Here is a 17,501-nt window from a genome sequence, read left to right on the forward strand (position 1 = left end):
CCCAGCCCACGCGGAGGGTTCTGCGCTGCGTACGCCGTAGAATCCCGTACATGGTGGCCGATCGGAATAACGCGCGTCGGCCCGCGCTCCCCAGAACACGGCGCCGTCTTCTCGCCCTGCTGCTCTCTGCCCCCCTGGTGTTGTTTCCCGCCCTGGCAGCGGGCCAGTCCGCTGTGGCCGCGCCGGCTCTGGTCGCCACGGCGGCAACGAATACGGTTCCCCTGGCGACGGAAGACGACTCCGTCACCCTGTCTCTCTCGCCGAGCGCCTCGTCGATCCTGCACATCAACGAGGATCTGCGCCTGACCGTCAGCGTCACCAACGATTCGGCCTCCCCGCTGTCCTCCGCAACGGTCGAGGTCTACCTGGCCGAGCGCGCCCTCACCACACGCACCGCCCTGAACGACTGGCTCGAGCCCGACGACGACCGCGACTCCGGCGAGCTGATGCTGAGCGTGCCGCTGACCGCGCCGGTGCAACCGCACAGCACAGTCAATCTCGACGTCACCGTGCCCAACGCATCGCTCGGGCTGTTCGAGTGGAGCCCGTGGGGACCACGCGGCATCGCCGCGACGCTGAGCACTGACGACACCGTGCGGGCGGCCGGCCAGTCCACCTTCGTCTGGTACCCGGACACGTCGACGACCCAGGTCCCCACGGTCACCCCGGTCAACCTCGCCGTGGCGATGCCCATCACCACACCGGCCGGAAGCACCGGCATCATCGGTTCGGACGACCTTGCCGCGTACACCGCATCCTCGGGGATCCTCACCCGGCAGCTCGACGGCGTCCTCAACAAGCCCGTCGCCATAGCCATCGACCCCATGATCATCGCGTCCATCCGCCTGCTGGGCAGCGCCGCGCCGCCCACCGCGGTCGACTGGCTGTCCCGCCTCGACCAGGCCGAGAACGATATATTCCCGCTCGGGTATGCGGATGCCGACCCGTCACTGGCCGTGCAAGCCGGCGCGTCGGGCGTGCCGGCGCCGATCTCGCTGGACTTCGCCCTCGACCCGAACCTGTTCGCCGCGACCGATCAGGTGACTCCGCCGGCTGGGCAGTCCGAGACCACGGATCCCGCCACCCCCGTGCCGACGGCCACCCCCGAGTCGCCGACGAGCACAGTACCCACCCTGGAGCAGCTGCTCGCCTGGGACTACACCTCCACGACGATCGCCTGGCCCGCCGACAACGTCGTCGCGCAGGGCGACCTGGCCGCCTTCGCCGCCGCGGGGCTGTCCACCACGATCCTCGCCGCCGGCAACGTCACGCAGTCCGACGAGGACGCCACGGCAAGCACCACCGCCGCTCTGGGCTCGGACGAGCTCGGCCTGGTCGCCGACGCCGGTATCTCGGCGGCGCTGCGCACCGCAGCGACCGCCACGACCGACGACGCCTGGCGCGCCGCGATGGCCGAGGTCTCCTCACAGATCGCCGTGGTCGCCGCCGCCAACCCCACCGCAGCGCGCACCCTCCTCGCCACCATGGACCGGGGCTGGCCGCCTACCGCCGCACGCCTCGCGCAGACCATCCAGGCCCTGAACGAGCTGCCCTGGTACACGCCCACCACCCTGACCACGGCCACCGCCACCCCCGTCTCGACAGGCGTCAGCTTCGCCGCGCAGGCCGAACCCACCGGAACCCTGGACCTGGCCGCCCGCCTCATCGACCGGGAGACCGAAATCAACGACTTCTCCACGGCCCTCGCCGACCCCGTCGCCGTCACGGCACCGAACCGGCTCGCTCTGCTCGCCCTCCTGGCGCCCGCCTGGCAGTCCGACACCACCGCGTGGCGCACCGCCGTTGGAGACAATCTGGCGGCCTCCCACGAGGTGCTGCGGTCGATCACGGTCACGACCACCGGGCCCATCAACGTCGTCGGCAGCAAGGTCGACATCCCCATCACCCTCAACAACGCCCTCGGCCAGGCCGTCACTGTGCGCGTGCAGGTGGTGCCGTCGAACGGCCGCCTGGTGGTGGGCAACGACGTCGAGGCCGTCCTCGACGCCAGCTCCGCCAAGACCGTCTCCATCCCGGTCACGGCCGCGGTCGGGAACGGTGCGGTGTCCCTGCGGGTCTCGCTCTTCACCCCGTCCGGCGCCGCGATAGACCAGCCGTCGCTGATCTCCGTGAACGTCCGCGCCGACTGGGAAGGCATCGGATCGCGGATCTTCGCCGCACTCGTGGTGCTGTTCTTCGGCTTCGGCGTCTGGCGCAACATCGTGCACCGTCGCCGCGACCGGGCCCTCACTGCCCGCACCGAGGCCGACCCGGATGCCGAGTCCGGCGCCGACGCCGCGCCCCTCGCCTCCGCTGAGCCGGCCACCGACTCGGCGCCCGCCGTCGACCCTGAGCCGACCACCGAGCCCGACGACCTGCCGACGGCTCCCCGTGGCTAATACGGGCGGCATTGGCCGCGCCAGCGCGATCCTGGCCTCCGGCACCATGGTCTCCCGGCTCCTCGGGTTCCTCAAGGTGATCGTGTTCGCCCGCGTGATCGGGCAGTTCGGCCAGAGCGCCGACGCCTTCGCCCTGGCCAACCAGCTGCCCAACACGGTCTACACGATCGTGGCCGGTGGCGTGCTCACCGCGGTGCTCGTTCCGCAGATCGTGCGCGCCAGCCTGCACGACGACGGCGGCACGGCCTATATCAACAAGCTCGTCACCCTCGCCCTGGGCATCCTGGCCATCACGACCCTGGTCGCCAGTCTGCTGGCGCCCGTCATCACCCGCTTCATCGGGCCGGGCTACTCCCCAGAACAGCTGTCCCTGGCCATCGCTTTCGCCTACTGGTGCCTGCCACAGATCTTCTTCTACGGCCTGTACACGGTGCTGGGCGAGGTGCTCAACGCCCGCAAGTCCTTCGGCCCGTTCACCTGGGTCCCGGTTCTCAACAACATCATCGCAATCGCCGGATTGCTCGTCTTCATGGCCCTGTTCGGCGCCGACCCGCTGGGCCAGCGACTGGCCACCGACTTCAGCCCCGGCATGATCGCCCTGCTGGCCGGCAGCGCCACGCTGGGCGTCGTGTTGCAGGCCGTGGTGCTCTACTACTTCTGGCACCGCATCGGCTTGCGTTACCGGCCCGACTTCACGTTCCGTGGCGTCGGCCTCGGCGCGGCCGGCAAGATGGCCAGTTGGACCTTCGGCATGCTGTTGCTCACCACCGCAGCCGGAATCGTCGAGACCCAGGTCGTGTCCGGCGCCTCCGGTGAGGACGCCTCGACGGCCGTGCTCAGCACCGCCTGGCTGATCTTCATGCTGCCGCACTCGATCATCACGGTCTCGGTCGCCACCGCATACTTCACCCGGATGAGCGAGCACGCCTCCCGCGGCGACACCGCCCGGCTCCGAACGGATGCGTCCTCCGCCATCCGCGGCACCACCCTGCTGATCGTGCTCGCCAGCGCCGTCATCATGGTGTGCGCGTACCCGTTCGCGGCCGTGTTCGTGCACCAGAGCTTCAGCCAGACCCAGGCCATCGGCAACGTCATCATCGCCTACCTGCTTGGCCTGGTGGCCTTCTGCGTGCTCTTCGTCGTGCAGCGCACCTTCTACGCCCTCGGCGACACCCGCACGCCGTTCTTCTTCACGCTCTTCCAGGTCGTCCTCGTCGTGGTCGGCGTGCTCGGCTGCCTTCTGCTCCCCCGGGAATGGACCGCGTTCGGGATCGCCCTCGTCGTGACGGTGTCCGGTACGCTGCAGGCCCTCCTGGCCGCCTGGCTGCTGCGTAAACGCCTCGGCGGTATCGACGGTCGCCGGATTCTCCGCAGCCTGGTGACGTACCTCGTCGCGGCCGTCGTGCCCGTGGCCGCGGGGCTTGCCCTCCTCGTGACGCTCGGCGGCACCCGCGCCGACGGTTTCGCCGTGTCGGGCATCGCCCCGGCGATCATCAGCATGGTCATCATCGGAATGGTCATGTCCGGTCTCTACTTCGGGCTGCTGCTGCTCATGCGCAGCAGCGAGCTGCATGGTTTCGTGGCCCCGTTGAAGGCCCGTTTCCGCCGCTGATGCGGTGACCGGTTTACTGAGCGCCTGCTGTGCGCTGGGGCTCCAGGCCGGACGGCGCGGAATAGCATCCGATTAGGATGTGTTGTACCCGAAAGTGAGGCGCCGAAGGGCGTCTCTCCCACTGATTTCAAGGAGTCTACGCGTGCGTCAGATCATCATCATCGGTTCGGGCCCTGCCGGGTTCACGGCCGCCATTTACGCTGCGCGGGCGAACATGAAGCCGCTCCTGATCGCTAGCTCAGTCGAGGCCGGCGGTGAACTGATGAACACCACCGACGTGGAGAACTTCCCCGGCTTCGCCGACGGCATCCAGGGTCCCGAGCTGATGGCCAAGATGCAGGAGCAGGCCGAGAAGTTCGGCACCGAGGTCATCTACGACGACGTCACCAAGCTGGAATTCGGCGACACCGTGAAGTCGGTGACCCTGGGCAACGGCGAGACGCACGAGGCCCTCTCGGTGATCTTCGCCACCGGCTCCGCCTACCGCAAGTTGGGCATCCACGATGAAGAGCGTCTGAGCGGCCGGGGTGTCTCCTGGTGCGCCACCTGCGACGGGTTCTTCTTCAAGGAGAAGGTCATCGCCGTCGTCGGCGGCGGCGACTCCGCCATGGAGGAGGCCACCTTCCTCACCCGCTTCGCCAGCAAGGTCTACATCATCCACCGCAAGGACACCCTGCGGGCGTCCAAGATCATGCAGGAGCGCGCCAAGTCGCACCCGAAGATCGAGTTCGTCTGGAACACCGAGGTCGTCGGCATCGATGGTGAAGACGCCGTGGAGGGCCTGCGCCTGCGCGACACCGTCACGGGCGCCGAAAGCAACCTCCCGATCGGCGGCCTGTTCGTGGCGATCGGCAACGACCCGCGTACCCACCTCGTGCACAACCTGCTCGACCTCACCAGCGACGGCACCATCGCGGTCGCCGGACGGTCCTCCAAGACCAGCCAGGCGGGCGTGTTCGCCGCGGGAGACGTCATTGACCCCACGTACCGCCAGGCCGTCACCGCGGCCGCCAGCGGCACCGTGGCGGCTCTGGACGCCGAACACTACCTGGCTACCCTTCCCGAGGATCTGCTGGCTCAGGCCGGCGACCCCGAATTTGCAAGCGTCACCAACTAAGGAGCACCACATGTCAGCACGCGCCGTTACCGACGCCACCTTCGAGTCGGAAGTCATCAACAACGAGAAGACCGTCCTGGTGGACTTCTGGGCCGAGTGGTGTGGCCCGTGTCGCGCCGTCAGCCCGATCCTCGACCAGATCGCCGCTGAGAACTCCGACAAGATCGACATCGTCAAGCTGAACGTCGACGACCACCCAGCCCTCGCCGCGAAGTACATGATCACCTCCATCCCCGCGATGAAGGTCTTCCAGAAGGGCGAGGTCGTCAAGACCGTCATCGGCGCCAAGCCGAAGCCCGCCCTCGAAGCCGACCTGGCCGCCTACCTCAAGTAGCCGCCGGACGGTTCCTCGCGAACCCCACCACCCGCCCGGCACACGCCGGGCGGGTGTTTTTGCGTATTCACGCGGGCATCCGTCGGCTTATGCGGACACCGCGCGTGGCACCCCATACGATTAAGGCCTCACCAGAACGGACATGACGTGACAGCGATAGGCACCCCCCAGGCCGGCAACAACCTCGACCCGTGGTACCACCACTACGCCGAGCGAGCCGCCGCCCTGCGCGCCTCCGAGGTGCGCGCCCTGTTCGCCGTCGCGTCCCGCCCCGAGGTCGTCTCCCTGGCCGGCGGCATGCCCTACGTTGCCGCACTGCCGCACGACCTCGTCATGAGCGCGCTCGAGAACGTTATGCGCAAACAAGGTCCCGTGGCCCTGCAATATGGCTCTGGTCAGGGATTTCCCTTGTTCCGTGAGCAGATTCTCGAGGTGATGGCCCTCGAGGGAATCCGGGCGAATGCCGACGATGTCGTGGTCACCACGGGGTCGCAGCACGCCCTCGAACTGGTCAGCAAGCTCTTCCTCGACCCGGGTGACGTCGTCATCTCGGAGGGGCCGAGCTACGTCACCGCGATGGTGATCTTCAAGTCATACCAGGCGGACGTGGACCACGTTCCGATGGACGACCAGGGCATGATCCCTGAGGCCCTGCGCGAGCACATCGCCCGACTGAAGGCCGCCGGCCGCACCATCAAGTTCCTCTACACGATTCCCAGCTTTCACAATCCTGCTGGTGTCACGCTCAGCTGGGCGCGTCGCCTGGAGATCCTCGAGATCGCCAGGGAGAACCAGATCCTGGTTCTCGAGGACAACCCCTACGGGCTGCTCTACTTCGACCAGAAGGCACCGGATGCGATGCGTTCGGTCGAACGGGACGGCGTCATCTATCTTGGCACCTTCTCCAAGACCCTGGCACCCGGGTTCCGGGTGGGCTGGGCCCTGGCGCCGCACGCCATCCGCGAGAAGCTGGTGCTGGCCAATGAAGCCGCCGTGCTCTCCCCCAGCTCGTTCAGCCAGCTCGTCATCTCCGAGTACCTGGCCACGGCAGACTGGAAAGGCCAGATCAACACCTTCCGCGGGGTCTACCGGGAACGCAAGAACGCCATGCTCTCCGCCCTCGCTGAATACCTGCCGGAGCTCACCTGGACCAACCCCAACGGTGGCTTCTACGTGTGGCTGAACCTGCCCGAGACCCTGGACTCCAAGGCAATGCTGCCCCGTGCGGTGAAGGAGCTGGTGGCTTACACCCCCGGCACCGCGTTCTTCGCCGACGGCCAGGGCCGCCAGAACATCCGGTTGTCGTTCTGCTATCCGACACCCGAACACATCCGTCTCGGCATCCGCCGCTTGGCCACCGTCGTGCGCGACGAACTGGAGCTGCTCGACACCTTCGCCGGCACCGGCTCTCTGTCGCCCGCCCACGACGGTCGCCGTTTCGGCGCCCCGCCGCCCGACATCAACTGACGCGACACACCTGACCCGCTGTCACCCAACCACAGTGATACCAACCACAGTGACATCACCCGCAGAGACCGGCCCAACAAAAGGAAAAACCCAGATCATGAGCGAATCCGAGTTCCTTGACGTAGTGGTTCTCGCGGGCGGCATCTCGCACGAGCGTGACGTCTCCATCCGCAGTGGCCGACGCGTCGCCGACGAGTTGACCAATCTGGGCCACCGGGTCACCCTGCTCGACCCGCAAGCCGGACTGCTCACCGAACTCGCCGAGCGCCGGCCGGACGTCATTTGGCCAGTGCTCCACGGTGCCACCGGCGAAGACGGCGCCCTGCTGTCTCTGCTGGAGACCACCGGGATCCCGCACGTGGGACCTCGGGGAACCGCGGCCGGCCTGGCCTGGTCCAAGCCCACCGCTAAGGAACTCGTGCGCCGGGCCGGGTACTCCACTCCGGCCTGGATCGCCCTCTCCCGCGAGACCTTCCGCGACCTGGGTGCGGCCAGCGTACTCGAACACCTCGTCACCGCGCTCGGCACCCCGCTGGTGGTCAAGCCGGCCCAGGGCGGCTCGGCCCAGGGTGTCACCATAGTCGAGACCGCCGCAGGTCTTCCCCGCGCCATGGTGGATGCCTACACGTACGCCGACACCGCGCTCGTGGAGGCCAAGATCGAAGGAACCGAGCTCGCGGTGACCGTCATCGATACCGGCGACGGCCCCCAGGCCCTTCCGGCGGTGGAGATCGTGCCCGTCAGCGGTGTTTTCAGCTTCGAGGCACGCTATAACGCCGGTGAGACGCTGTTTTTCACTCCCGCACGCATCGCGCCGGAGGTTGCCGCCACGGTCGCGGACACCGCGGTGGCGATCCACCGTCTGCTCGGCCTGGCCCAGCTGTCCCGTATCGACCTGATGGTGGATGCCGATGGTGTCGCTTGGTTCCTGGAAGCGAATGTTCTCCCCGGCCTCACCGAGACGTCGCTCGCACCCCAGTCGATCGAGGCATCCGGCGAGACACTCGGAGCCGTGTACGCCGCCCTGGCCCGAGCCGCCTCGGTCAGCCTGCGCTGAATGCATCCGTGTTTCACGTGAAACACTGAACCTGGCGTACGGACCGACCCCTCCCCCGCTCCTGAAGACCACGCCGGCCGTCGGGGTCGCCGGCCGCTGGCAGCTCTGGTCGATCCCAAGCCAGCACGCTCGTCAGCCCTTCAGAGATTGGTTGCGAGCGAAAAGATGATCACCCACCCGGACCTCGGACCGTTTCACGTGAAACATTGACCTCGGCGCGCTGGGCTGGTGCACGTCGTCTCGATCGGACGCTGGTTGAGCCTGTCGAAACCAGGCTCGTGCACATTCCCACGGTTAGACCTTAGGTGGAGTGAGACCTGGCTCGAGGTCACGGGCGATGCTTGCACCGCAAGTACCAGCTCCACTCAGATCACGTTCGACAGTTTCACGTGAAACATCGACGAACAACGCCAATCTCAGCTCCTCATCTGTGCCAGCGGCGAGGTCAACCCAACCGCATCGGCGGACTCAAGCGAAATGATCCACATGTTTCACGTGAAACGGTCAATTTCGACGCAGCGAGAGGCATTCTACGCTCGCGTTTTCGACAGGGTTCCGCTGCCGATCCGGCTATTTCGGTGCAGAGGCACGCCCAGAGCGTCCGAATTTCGACGAAGACAGTGGTCCATATGAGGATTTGGTTCGGAATTCGAGCGCGCCCTTGGTCCCGACGAGCTCGATCACCGGGTGAATACGTGTCTTGGCCGTCACGCGACGCGAGCAGTAGGTCAGAAAAGTCGTCATAATATCTGGCCCGTTTCACGTGAAACACACCTATATGCACGGGCGGGGTCTCTTCGGTGTCGAGTACTTCGACGAGTACGCAGGTGTTTGGCCGAAGTGGTCTCGACAGGCTCGACCAACGGATCTGGTTTTGACAGACTCGACCGACGGATCTGGTTTCGACGGGCTCGACCACCGTGTTGTTGCGGGTCTCCACTCGTCACGATCTGCACGGGATTTGCATGGAGGTGGCGCGCCTCGTCAGCCTGACCGAACGAGAACGTTTCACGTGAAACATTCACATTGCAACAGAATCCGAGCAGCTCGATAGGCTTTGACAGCAGGATTCAACTCGGCAGATGCGCTTGAAGCGCGGATGTTTCACGTGAAACGTCTGAAAATCAATTCGATCCGAAGCCGGGTTCACCGAGGACACCGAGGATGCGGTTCAGGTCACCAATTGTCGCAAAATCTACTGTGATCTGGCCTTTTCTTGCTCCCAGGCTGATCTTCACGCGGGTATCCAGGCGATCACCGAGGTGTTCGGCGATCTCATTGAGGTGTCCCTGGCGCTTTCCGGACGACGGCTTCACGACCACGGGCTTCGGACCCGCCGCCGCCGCGGCCTCAGCCGCTCGCACTGACAGGTCCTCGTTCACGATCTTGTCAGCCAAGCGCAGCATGCCGTCGTGGTCCCCCACCGACAGCACAGCACGTGCGTGACCGGCCGACAGAACGCCGGCCGCCACGCGCAGCTGAACCGCTTCGGGTAGCTTGAGCAGCCGGAGGGTGTTCGTGATCTGGGGGCGTGACCGTCCGATTCGGCTGGCCAGTTCTTCCTGAGTGATCTCGAAATCGGACAGCAGTTGCTGGTACGCCGACGCCTCTTCCAACGGGTTAAGCTGGGCTCGGTGCAGGTTCTCCAGCAGTGCATCGCGGAGCATGTCGATGTCGGCGGTGTCGCGCACGATGGCCGGAATACTGTCGAGACCGACCTCTTTGGTGGCACGCAGGCGGCGCTCACCCATGACGAGCTCGTATTTGCCGGGCTGTTCGGCCAGCGGACGCACCACGATCGGCTGAAGTACGCCGACCTCACGGATGCTGTGCACCAGCTCGGCCAGGTCATCTTCATCGAAGACGCTGCGTGGCTGCACCGCGTTCGGCACGATATCAGCCGGGTTGAGGTGCGCGAGGCGGGCACCGGGTACCGGGAGCAAATCGTTGTCCGAGTCATTCCCTGCTTCGACGCTCTCACTGGGCGACGTTGCGATGGCCACATCCACGGCCAGAGCCTGCGTAGATACGGTCACGGGGGAGGCACCGGCGGTTCCCTCGGCATGGGGATTCTCGTTGTACGGGAAGAAGACGTCGACCGGACGCACCTGGGACGGGTTGTCCTGTACGGGAATCAACGAACCGATGCCACGACCAAGCCCTGTGCGTTTTGCCATTACTGCTCATCTCCTGATGTTGGAACGCCCCGACGGGCCATTTCTGCCGCTGCTTCGAGGTAGGAGAGCGATCCTGCGGAGTTCAGATCGTAACTGATGACGCTCTGACCGTAGCTGGGCGCCTCAGAAACGCGCACAGAGCGCGGAATCAGGGTATCCAGCACCTGTTTCGGGAAATGATCGCGCACATCCTGGGCCACCTGATTGGCCAGATTGGTGCGGCTGTCGTACATCGTGAGCAGGATCGTGGACACAACGAGCTGCGGGTTGAGGTGCTTCTCAATCAGCTCGATGTTCTTGAGCAACTGACTCAACCCTTCGAGCGCGTAGTACTCGCACTGGATGGGGATGAGAACCTCGCGCGCGGCGACGAACGCGTTGATCGTGAGCAGACCGAGCGACGGGGGACAGTCGATGAAGACGTAATCGTACGGGTCCGTCATCTCCCTGATGTGCAGGTCGAGGGCGCGGCGAAGACGCTGCTCCCGAGCGACGAGCGAAACCAGTTCGATCTCGGCCCCGGCCAGGTGGATGGTGGCGGGAACACAGTAGAGAGCCCCGAACTCCGGACTCTTCTGCACGACGTCCACCATAGGCAGGTCGTTGATGATGACGTCGTAGACGCTGGGGGTCTCCGCGCGGTGTTCCACACCAAGAGCGGTCGACGCGTTACCCTGCGGATCCAGGTCGATCACGAGCACGCGGGCGCCTTGCCTGGCCAGTGCCGCGGCCAGGTTCACGGCCGTCGTGGTCTTCCCGACCCCACCCTTCTGGTTGGAGATCGTGATCACACGGGTGCTGGCCGGCTTCGGCAGCCGTTCGGCCGCGATCACCTGCCGCCGACGGGTCAGGTCCGAAATCTCCCGGGCCAAGGGGGTGCTGTTGTCGAGGCCGGGGCCGGGGGAGCCGGCCTGCTGGTCTTCGCCAGGATGTTTCACGTGAAACCTTTGCGTTCGACGGTTGATGAGCCACCCGAGAGTGAGCCACAGCGGATGCCCGTTCGCAAAGAACGGGCGCTGCCGGGACTAGTCCACTGTAGCCCTTATGACCCGGGTGACGTCCGGCAGCACGCCCTCACCGAGGGTGAGGACTTCGACATTTCGCAACCGGAAGCGGGCGATGACCTTGGCCGCGTTGGCGATCTCGCCCGCAGCACCGGCGCCCTTCATGACGACGAGCTCCCCGCCCGGTCGCAGCAGCGGCGCGGTCAGGGGAATCAACGTTTTCAGGGCACTCACGGCCCGTGCGGTGACCTGATCGAGCGGGGCATCCAGGCGGATGTCTTCTGCCCGGGCACGCAACACTGTCGCGTTGGTCAGGCCCAGTTCCTCGATCTGCCCGGTCAACCAGGCCACGCGACGTTCCATGGGCTCGATGAGCACGAAGGACACGTCGGGACGGGCGATCGCGAGCACCAGGCCGGGCAGTCCGGCGCCGGAGCCGACATCGCCGACCAGACCCGGACGCAGCAACGGAGCCACCAGGACACAGTTCACGATGTGTCGACTCCACAATCGGGGGAGTTCAAGCGGCCCGATCAGGCCGAGTTCCTCACCCTGCTCGGCAAGGTGGCGGGTGAAATCGCGCGCCACGTCGATGGGGTCGCCGAAAAGCTCGGCGGCAACGGCCGGCTCGGCCTCGAGATTAAGGGTCACTGTTTCACGTGAAACTACGCGGCGGTGATGACCGTGTGACGGTCACGGCCTTCGCCCAGCGACTCGGACACGAAGCCACGCTCCGACACGATGTCGTGCACGAGCTTGCGTTCGTACGACGACATTGGGGGGAGGGAAGCCTCCGTTGCGCCGCCCTCGATACGTTCGATCGCCCGGCCGACGAGGTCGGTGAGCTCAGCCTGGCGCGCCTCACGCGAACCGCCGACGTCCAGGATCAGACGCGAGAACGAGCCGGTCTTGTTCTGCACGGCCAAGCGGGTGAGCTCCTGCAGAGCGTTCACGGTGTCGGGCTTGGACAGCAGACGCAGGTTGGTCGCGTCCGACGAGTTCACCGAGAGGTAGGCACGTCCGTTGCGGGCATCGATATCGATGTCGCCGTCAAGGTCGCAGATATCCAGGAATTCCTCGATGTAGTCGGCGGCGATGTCGCCTTCCTGTTCCAACTGGCCGATGGTCGGCAGCGCGTCGGGAGCGTCGGCAGCAGCATCCGCGTTGATCACGTCGGTGTTCTCAGTCACGTTGTTGTCCATCCCTGTTACTTCTTGGGGCCGGTCTGCTTCTTGGCCCGGTTCTTGCCAACGGGCTGCTGACGCTGGGCCGGCTTCTTGGCCTCTTCTACGACGATGATGTCGCCGTCGGTGGCGATGAGCTTGCCCTTGCGGGCCATGCGCTCTTCGCGCGCCTTGGCGGCTTCACTGCCGGGGGTGGGCATGTTGCGGATGACCAGGAACTGCTGGGCCATGGTCCAGATGTTCGAGGTGAGCCAGTAGAACATGACGCCGAGCGGGAAGGCCACACCAGAGAAGGCGAACACCAGCGGCAGCAGGTACAACATGATCTTCTGCTGGCGGAACATCGGGCTCGCCTTGGTCTCCGGCGACATGTTCTTGGAGACGATCTGCAGCTGGGTGATGAACTGCGAGGCGGTCATGAGGATCACCATGGTGGCCGCGATGATCATGACGGAGAGGTTGAAGTCCGCGCCGCCGGTCATCAGGGTCCATTGCTGCGCGAACGTGTCGTGCAGCGGGGCCCGGCCGAAGAGGGTGGCGTTACCGAAGCTCGTCGCAAGCTCCTGGTTGAGCGGGCCGACCCCGGCGTTGGACTTCTGGGCGTCATTGAGCACCGAGAAGAGGGCGAAGAAGATCGGCATCTGCAGCAGCAGTGGCAGGCAGGAGGCCAGCGGGTTGGTGCCCGTGCGCTTGTACAGCTCCATGGTCTCGCGGGACATGGCCTCGCGGGAGAACTGGTCCTTCTTGCCCTTGTACTTGTCCTGGATCTTCTTGAGCTGCGGGGCAACCTCGAGCATCTTGCGCTGGCTCTTGATCTGCCGCACGAAGATGGGGATCAGTGCCGCACGCACCACGAGCACGAGGCCCACGATGGAGAGCACCCAGGTGAGGCCGTCGTTCGGGTCGAGCCCCACATTGGAGAACACCCAGTGCCAGGCGACGAGCAGAAGCTCAACGGCCCATTTCAGCGGCCAGAGAATAGTACCTAAGAGGTCCATGCGTGCGAGTCAGCCCTTTCCGTGGCTAAAGGAACTACAAATCCAAACGACGTCACGGTGTAGCGACGGTGTCGTTTCAGGGGAACATCATCGATTCCGCCCTCAGCCCAAGGATGACAACGCAAGACCCGGCGTGCGGCGAAGAAAGCGCCGACGATCAGGCCATATTCCTGAACGGCGCCAAGGGCATACGCCGAGCACGAGGGGTAATACCGGCAAACATCGCCGTACAACGGTGAGATTACCGCGCGATAGACACGCAGGAGCACCACCCCGACATTGCGGGGGAGCAGCACCAGCGTGAGGATCGCCCTGTTCATCGTCCGCGCTGGCCCTTGACCAAGGCGGTCGACAGCTCGGCCACGAGTTCGGGCCAGCTGGCGTCCACTGATGTGGGTAGTGCGCGAAAAACGACCTCCGTCCCGGCGGGAACGCCAGGAAGGAGATCGAAACTTACGGCCTTCATGCGACGACGGATGCGGTTACGCACCACCGCACCGCCAACGTTCTTGGCCACGATGAACCCGAACCGCACCGGAGTGGGTTCGGGGGTACGGCGAAGATACGTCACGGTGTGCGGGCCAACGACCCGCATACCTCGTCGAACGACAGCTTTGTAGTCGCTCCCGCTCGTAATGCGATTGGCGTGAGCGAGCACGGGATCGCTTACGCGGAGAGTTCGGTGCGACCCTTGCGACGACGAGCACCGAGGATGGCGCGTCCGGCGCGGGTGCGCATACGAAGACGGAAACCGTGCACCTTGGCGCGACGACGGTTGTTCGGCTGGAACGTTCTCTTGCTCATTGTTCAATCTCCACGTATTGGATCTCCGCAGGCCTAAACGAGCGGCCGGGAAAGAGTGAGGTAGCCCACGGGCTGGGGTCAACTGATTAAAACTACGGCTTCGCTCGCCCGCGGTCAAACTGACGAGGCCCAAACGTACGATTCTGCCCATTGATTTCCCATTTCTGGTACAGACACGCTGAGGTTCTTCGAGCTAATTTGGCCTGACCGCCGGTCATTGACTACCGTGAGGACAAGTTATCCACAGGTTGTGGGTAAAGCCTGAGAATCCAGTCGTTGTTTACCCACAGGCGGTGGATAACGTTGTGGATGAATCGTCCGATGAGACATTCTGTGTCGACTGACGGATGCCCGCCACGCGGCGGCTGAGCGTAAAGATCAAGATTGTGGGGAACCATGCCAGACGGGGAACAGCCCATCAGCGAAACATGGCGGTCGGTTCTGACCATTCTGGAGTCGGATGAGTCCATCACGCCGATGCTGTACGGCTTTCTGAATCTGGTCGAACCCAAGGGCATCGCCGCCGGCACCTTCTACCTCGAGGTGCCCAACGAGTTCACCGCGAGCATGCTCAACCAGCGCATGCGGGTGCCACTGCTCACCGCGATGGGACAGCTGAGTGAATCCGTCGCCGTCACGACCTTCTATGTGGTGGTCAACCCGGAACTGGAGCAGGAGTCCCTGCGCCCGGTGCAGGAGCCGATCGTGCACCAACCCGACATCGAAACTCCCGCGACACCGCAGTCGGTGTTCGAGAACACCTCGCCCGAACGGCCCCACGACACCCGGCTGAACTCCAAGTACAGCTTCGACAACTTCGTGATCGGCCAGTCCAACCGGTTCGCGCACGCCGCCGCCGTTGCCGTGGCCGAGGCGCCGGCCAAGGCCTACAACCCCCTCTTCATCTACGGTTCCTCCGGACTGGGCAAGACGCACCTCCTGCACGCCATCGGTCACTACGCGATGAGCCTGTATCCCGGCATCCGAGTTCGCTATGTGAGTTCGGAAGAGTTCACCAACGACTTCATCAACTCGATCGCGAACAACCGCGGCTCGGCGTTCCAGAACCGTTACCGCAACATCGACATCCTGATGATCGACGACATCCAGTTTCTGCAGGGCAAGGCGGAAACCCAGGAAGCGTTCTTCCACACCTTCAACACCCTGCACGACCACAACAAGCAGGTCGTGATCACCAGCGACCTGCCGCCCAAGGCCCTGACCGGCTTCGAAGACCGGATGCGCTCCCGGTTCGAGTGGGGCCTGATCACCGATGTGCAGGCCCCGACCTCGAAACCCGCATCGCGATCCTCCGCAAGAAGGCGCAGAGCGAAAAACTCCAGGTACCGCACGACATCCTCGAGTTCATGGCGTCGAAGGTGTCCTCCAACATCCGTGAACTCGAGGGCACCCTGATCCGGGTCACGGCGTTCGCGAGCCTGAACCGCACCCCGGTCGACATGAACCTGGTCCAGACCGTGCTCAAGGACGTCATCACCCTTGATGAGGACAACGTCATCGCGCCGGTGGACATCATCACCAACACCGCCGACTACTTCAAACTCACCGTCGACGATCTGTACGGATCTTCTCGCTCGCAGGCCGTCGCCACAGCGCGGCAGATCGCGATGTACCTGTGCCGGGAACTGACGAATCTGTCGCTTCCCAAGATCGGCCAGCTGTTCGGCAACCGCGACCACACCACGGTGATGTATGCGAACAAGAAGATCAGCGAACTCATGAAGGAGCGGCGGTCCATCTACAACCAGGTCACCGAGCTCACCAACCGCATCAAGCAGGATCACCGCTACAAGTAAAGAAAATTTTTTGTGTTTCATACCTGTGGATAACCCTGTGGAAACTGCCGGGACAACCGGGCACAACCTGTAGAAACGCATCGTCCGCTTGTGAAAACTGTGAATTACACAAAGTGATTCGTGTCATTCATTGGGCTTAACGCTCACAGGCGCTCCACAAGTTACAAGTTTGTAGTTCCCTGTCGTTCAGCACTATCCACCGAGTTATCCACAGTTTCCACAACGGTTAAGAAGATTAACGTTTAACTTCATTAGCTCCAGGTCCAACAACCTTTACTCGCCACGGCTCACAAGAAATGGGCCGTCGAGAAACCCGACTAGCATTGAGGCCGTATCCAGGTCTCCATCGACAGGAGTGACTTCGTGAGATTTCAGGCCAACCGGGACGTCTTCAGCGAAGCCGTATCTTTCGCTGTAAAACTCCTTCCCCAGCGCACCACCCTGCCCATCTTGAGCGGTGTGTTGATTGAGGCGACCGAAACCGGCCTGATCCTGTCGTCGTTCGACTACGAGGTGTCCGCCCAGACCGAAATCGCCGCCGATGTCGAAGAGACCGGCCGGGTTCTCGTCTCCGGTCGCCTCCTGGCCGAGATCGCGAGCCGGATGCCCAACGCACCCGTGCGCTTCTCCACCAACGAGTCCCGCATCAGTGTCAGCTGTGGGAGCGCTAACTTCACCCTGCTGTCTATGCCGGTAGAGGAATATCCAAGCATTCCCCAGGTCAGCGCCCAATCCGGGCTCGTACCTGCCGAAGAATTCGCCGCAGCCGTATCCCAGGTAGCCGTCGCCGCCTCGCGGGACGACGTCACCCCGGTGATCACCGGCGTGCAGCTGCAGATCACCGAGAACAGCATCAGCCTGGTCGCCACCGACCGCTACCGGGTCGCCGTACGCGAGATCGACTGGGACCCGGGGGCCAACCAGGCCCAGGAACCAATCACCGCCCTCGTACCCGCCCGCACCCTGCAGGAGGTCGGCAAGACCTTCGGCCACAGCGGGACCATCTCGGTGGCCATCACCAACACCGACGACCGGGAGCTCATCGCTTTCACGGCCGACAAGAAGACCGTCACATCGCTGCTGATCAAGGGCAACTACCCGCCCGTGCGCCGGCTCTTCCCCGACAACGTCGACAACTACGCCGTGATGAACACCGCCGAGCTCATCGAGGCCACCCGCCGGGTGCAGCTGGTACTCGAACGCGAAGCGGCCCTCCGGTTCAGCTTCACGGCCGACGGGCTCACCCTCGAGGCCATCGGCTCCGAGCAGGCCCAGGCCTCCGAGACCATCGATGCGATCCTCTCCGGCGGCGACACAGTGGTCTCGCTCAAGCCGCAGTTCCTGCTCGACGGTCTGGGCGCCGTGCACTCGGAGTTCGTGCGCATCTCGTTCACCAAGACCGAGAACCCCAACAAGCCCGGCCCGGTGCTGATCACCAGCCAGACGTCGCGGGAGCAGGCCGGAGCCGACAGCTACCGGTACCTGCTGCAGCCCAACCTGCTGCTCCGCTGACGAACGCCCCACCCGCACG

15 protein-coding genes and 1 pseudogene are annotated in these 17,501 nt (G+C 64.4%); 8 read left to right on the forward strand and 8 right to left on the reverse strand.

All coding sequences use genetic code 11. The features are described from left to right. The first annotated feature begins 50 nt into the window (after positions 1-50). The 6 genes from KY500_RS19530 (at position 51) to KY500_RS16485 (ending at position 7,986) form a co-directional block, all read left to right on the forward strand. On the forward strand, positions 51-2,399 hold the full coding sequence (locus KY500_RS19530) for a DUF6049 family protein (protein WP_255579470.1): 2,349 nt from the start codon (positions 51-53) through the stop codon (positions 2,397-2,399). Next, the gene (gene murJ, locus KY500_RS16465) at positions 2,392-4,011 is read left to right on the forward strand and encodes a murein biosynthesis integral membrane protein MurJ (protein ID WP_255579471.1); all 1,620 of its coding nucleotides are present in this window, start codon (positions 2,392-2,394) and stop codon (positions 4,009-4,011) included. The genes KY500_RS19530 and murJ overlap by 8 nt, the downstream gene beginning before the upstream one ends. Positions 4,012-4,153: 142 nt before the next feature. Continuing rightward, entirely contained in the window at positions 4,154-5,128 is a 975-nt protein-coding gene (trxB, locus tag KY500_RS16470) for a thioredoxin-disulfide reductase (RefSeq protein ID WP_219901458.1), read from the forward strand. Positions 5,129-5,138: 10 nt separating this feature from the next. Further along, complete coding sequence (gene trxA / locus KY500_RS16475; protein WP_130177653.1) at positions 5,139-5,462, forward strand: thioredoxin; 324 nt, start codon at positions 5,139-5,141, stop codon at positions 5,460-5,462. Positions 5,463-5,609: 147 nt separating this feature from the next. Beyond that, a complete protein-coding gene (locus tag KY500_RS16480; protein WP_219901459.1) occupies positions 5,610-6,929 on the forward strand; it encodes a PLP-dependent aminotransferase family protein in 1,320 nt (439 codons plus the stop codon). A gap of 97 nt (positions 6,930-7,026) precedes the next feature. Continuing rightward, the gene (locus KY500_RS16485) at positions 7,027-7,986 is read left to right on the forward strand and encodes a D-alanine--D-alanine ligase (protein WP_219901460.1); all 960 of its coding nucleotides are present in this window, start codon (positions 7,027-7,029) and stop codon (positions 7,984-7,986) included. A 1,124-nt stretch (positions 7,987-9,110) separates the two neighbouring features. On the opposite strand, the gene KY500_RS16490 is transcribed toward KY500_RS16485, so the two are convergent. The 8 genes from KY500_RS16490 to rpmH form a co-directional block, all read right to left on the reverse strand. Continuing rightward, a complete protein-coding gene (locus KY500_RS16490) occupies positions 9,111-10,163 on the reverse strand; it encodes a ParB/RepB/Spo0J family partition protein (protein WP_219901461.1) in 1,053 nt (350 codons plus the stop codon). Further along, positions 10,163-11,101 carry a ParA family protein gene (locus tag KY500_RS16495; protein WP_304505685.1) on the reverse strand — a complete coding sequence of 313 codons (939 nt, stop codon included), beginning with the start codon at positions 11,099-11,101 and terminating at the stop codon, positions 10,163-10,165. Before KY500_RS16495 ends, KY500_RS16490 begins: the two co-directional genes overlap by 1 nt. Before the next feature lie 87 nt (positions 11,102-11,188). Beyond that, positions 11,189-11,818 (reverse strand): 16S rRNA (guanine(527)-N(7))-methyltransferase RsmG, encoded by a 630-nt coding sequence (gene rsmG, locus KY500_RS16500; RefSeq protein ID WP_219901462.1) that lies wholly within the window; start codon positions 11,816-11,818, stop codon positions 11,189-11,191. Positions 11,819-11,832: 14 nt separating this feature from the next. Then, entirely contained in the window at positions 11,833-12,369 is a 537-nt protein-coding gene (locus KY500_RS16505) for a R3H domain-containing nucleic acid-binding protein (protein WP_084021325.1), read from the reverse strand. A 5-nt stretch (positions 12,370-12,374) separates the two neighbouring features. Beyond that, positions 12,375-13,349 carry a membrane protein insertase YidC gene (gene yidC / locus KY500_RS16510; RefSeq protein WP_219901463.1) on the reverse strand — a complete coding sequence of 325 codons (975 nt, stop codon included), beginning with the start codon at positions 13,347-13,349 and terminating at the stop codon, positions 12,375-12,377. Continuing rightward, on the reverse strand, positions 13,337-13,669 hold the full coding sequence (gene yidD / locus KY500_RS16515; RefSeq protein WP_084021326.1) for a membrane protein insertion efficiency factor YidD: 333 nt from the start codon (positions 13,667-13,669) through the stop codon (positions 13,337-13,339). Before yidD ends, yidC begins: the two co-directional genes overlap by 13 nt. After that, positions 13,666-14,007 carry a ribonuclease P protein component gene (rnpA, locus tag KY500_RS16520; RefSeq protein ID WP_219901464.1) on the reverse strand — a complete coding sequence of 114 codons (342 nt, stop codon included), beginning with the start codon at positions 14,005-14,007 and terminating at the stop codon, positions 13,666-13,668. The genes yidD and rnpA overlap by 4 nt, the downstream gene beginning before the upstream one ends. An 8-nt stretch (positions 14,008-14,015) precedes the next feature. Then, a complete protein-coding gene (gene rpmH / locus KY500_RS16525) occupies positions 14,016-14,153 on the reverse strand; it encodes a 50S ribosomal protein L34 (protein ID WP_010204566.1) in 138 nt (45 codons plus the stop codon). 396 nt (positions 14,154-14,549) lie between these two features. Here rpmH and dnaA point away from each other — a divergent pair. Beyond that, a pseudogene (gene dnaA, locus KY500_RS16530) lies at positions 14,550-15,970 on the forward strand (chromosomal replication initiator protein DnaA). Positions 15,971-16,333: 363 nt separating this feature from the next. Next, positions 16,334-17,482 (forward strand): DNA polymerase III subunit beta, encoded by a 1,149-nt coding sequence (gene dnaN, locus KY500_RS16535; protein ID WP_066591438.1) that lies wholly within the window; start codon positions 16,334-16,336, stop codon positions 17,480-17,482. Positions 17,483-17,501 lie beyond the last annotated feature (19 nt).

Origin of the sequence: Cryobacterium sp. PAMC25264 (assembly GCF_019443325.1) — a bacterium.
Classification (GTDB): domain Bacteria; phylum Actinomycetota; class Actinomycetes; order Actinomycetales; family Microbacteriaceae; genus Cryobacterium.

Coding starts and splice junctions, on each gene's coding strand:
- KY500_RS16505 (WP_084021325.1), bottom strand. CDS start 12,369: ATGGACAACAACGTGACTGAGAACACCGACGTGATCAACGCGGATGCT.
- KY500_RS16490 (WP_219901461.1), bottom strand. CDS start 10,163: ATGGCAAAACGCACAGGGCTTGGTCGTGGCATCGGTTCGTTGATTCCC.
- KY500_RS16485 (WP_219901460.1), top strand. CDS start 7,027: ATGAGCGAATCCGAGTTCCTTGACGTAGTGGTTCTCGCGGGCGGCATC.
- yidD (WP_084021326.1), bottom strand. CDS start 13,669: ATGAACAGGGCGATCCTCACGCTGGTGCTGCTCCCCCGCAATGTCGGG.
- rpmH (WP_010204566.1), bottom strand. CDS start 14,153: ATGAGCAAGAGAACGTTCCAGCCGAACAACCGTCGTCGCGCCAAGGTG.
- KY500_RS19530 (WP_255579470.1), top strand. CDS start 51: ATGGTGGCCGATCGGAATAACGCGCGTCGGCCCGCGCTCCCCAGAACA.
- trxA (WP_130177653.1), top strand. CDS start 5,139: ATGTCAGCACGCGCCGTTACCGACGCCACCTTCGAGTCGGAAGTCATC.
- yidC (WP_219901463.1), bottom strand. CDS start 13,349: ATGGACCTCTTAGGTACTATTCTCTGGCCGCTGAAATGGGCCGTTGAG.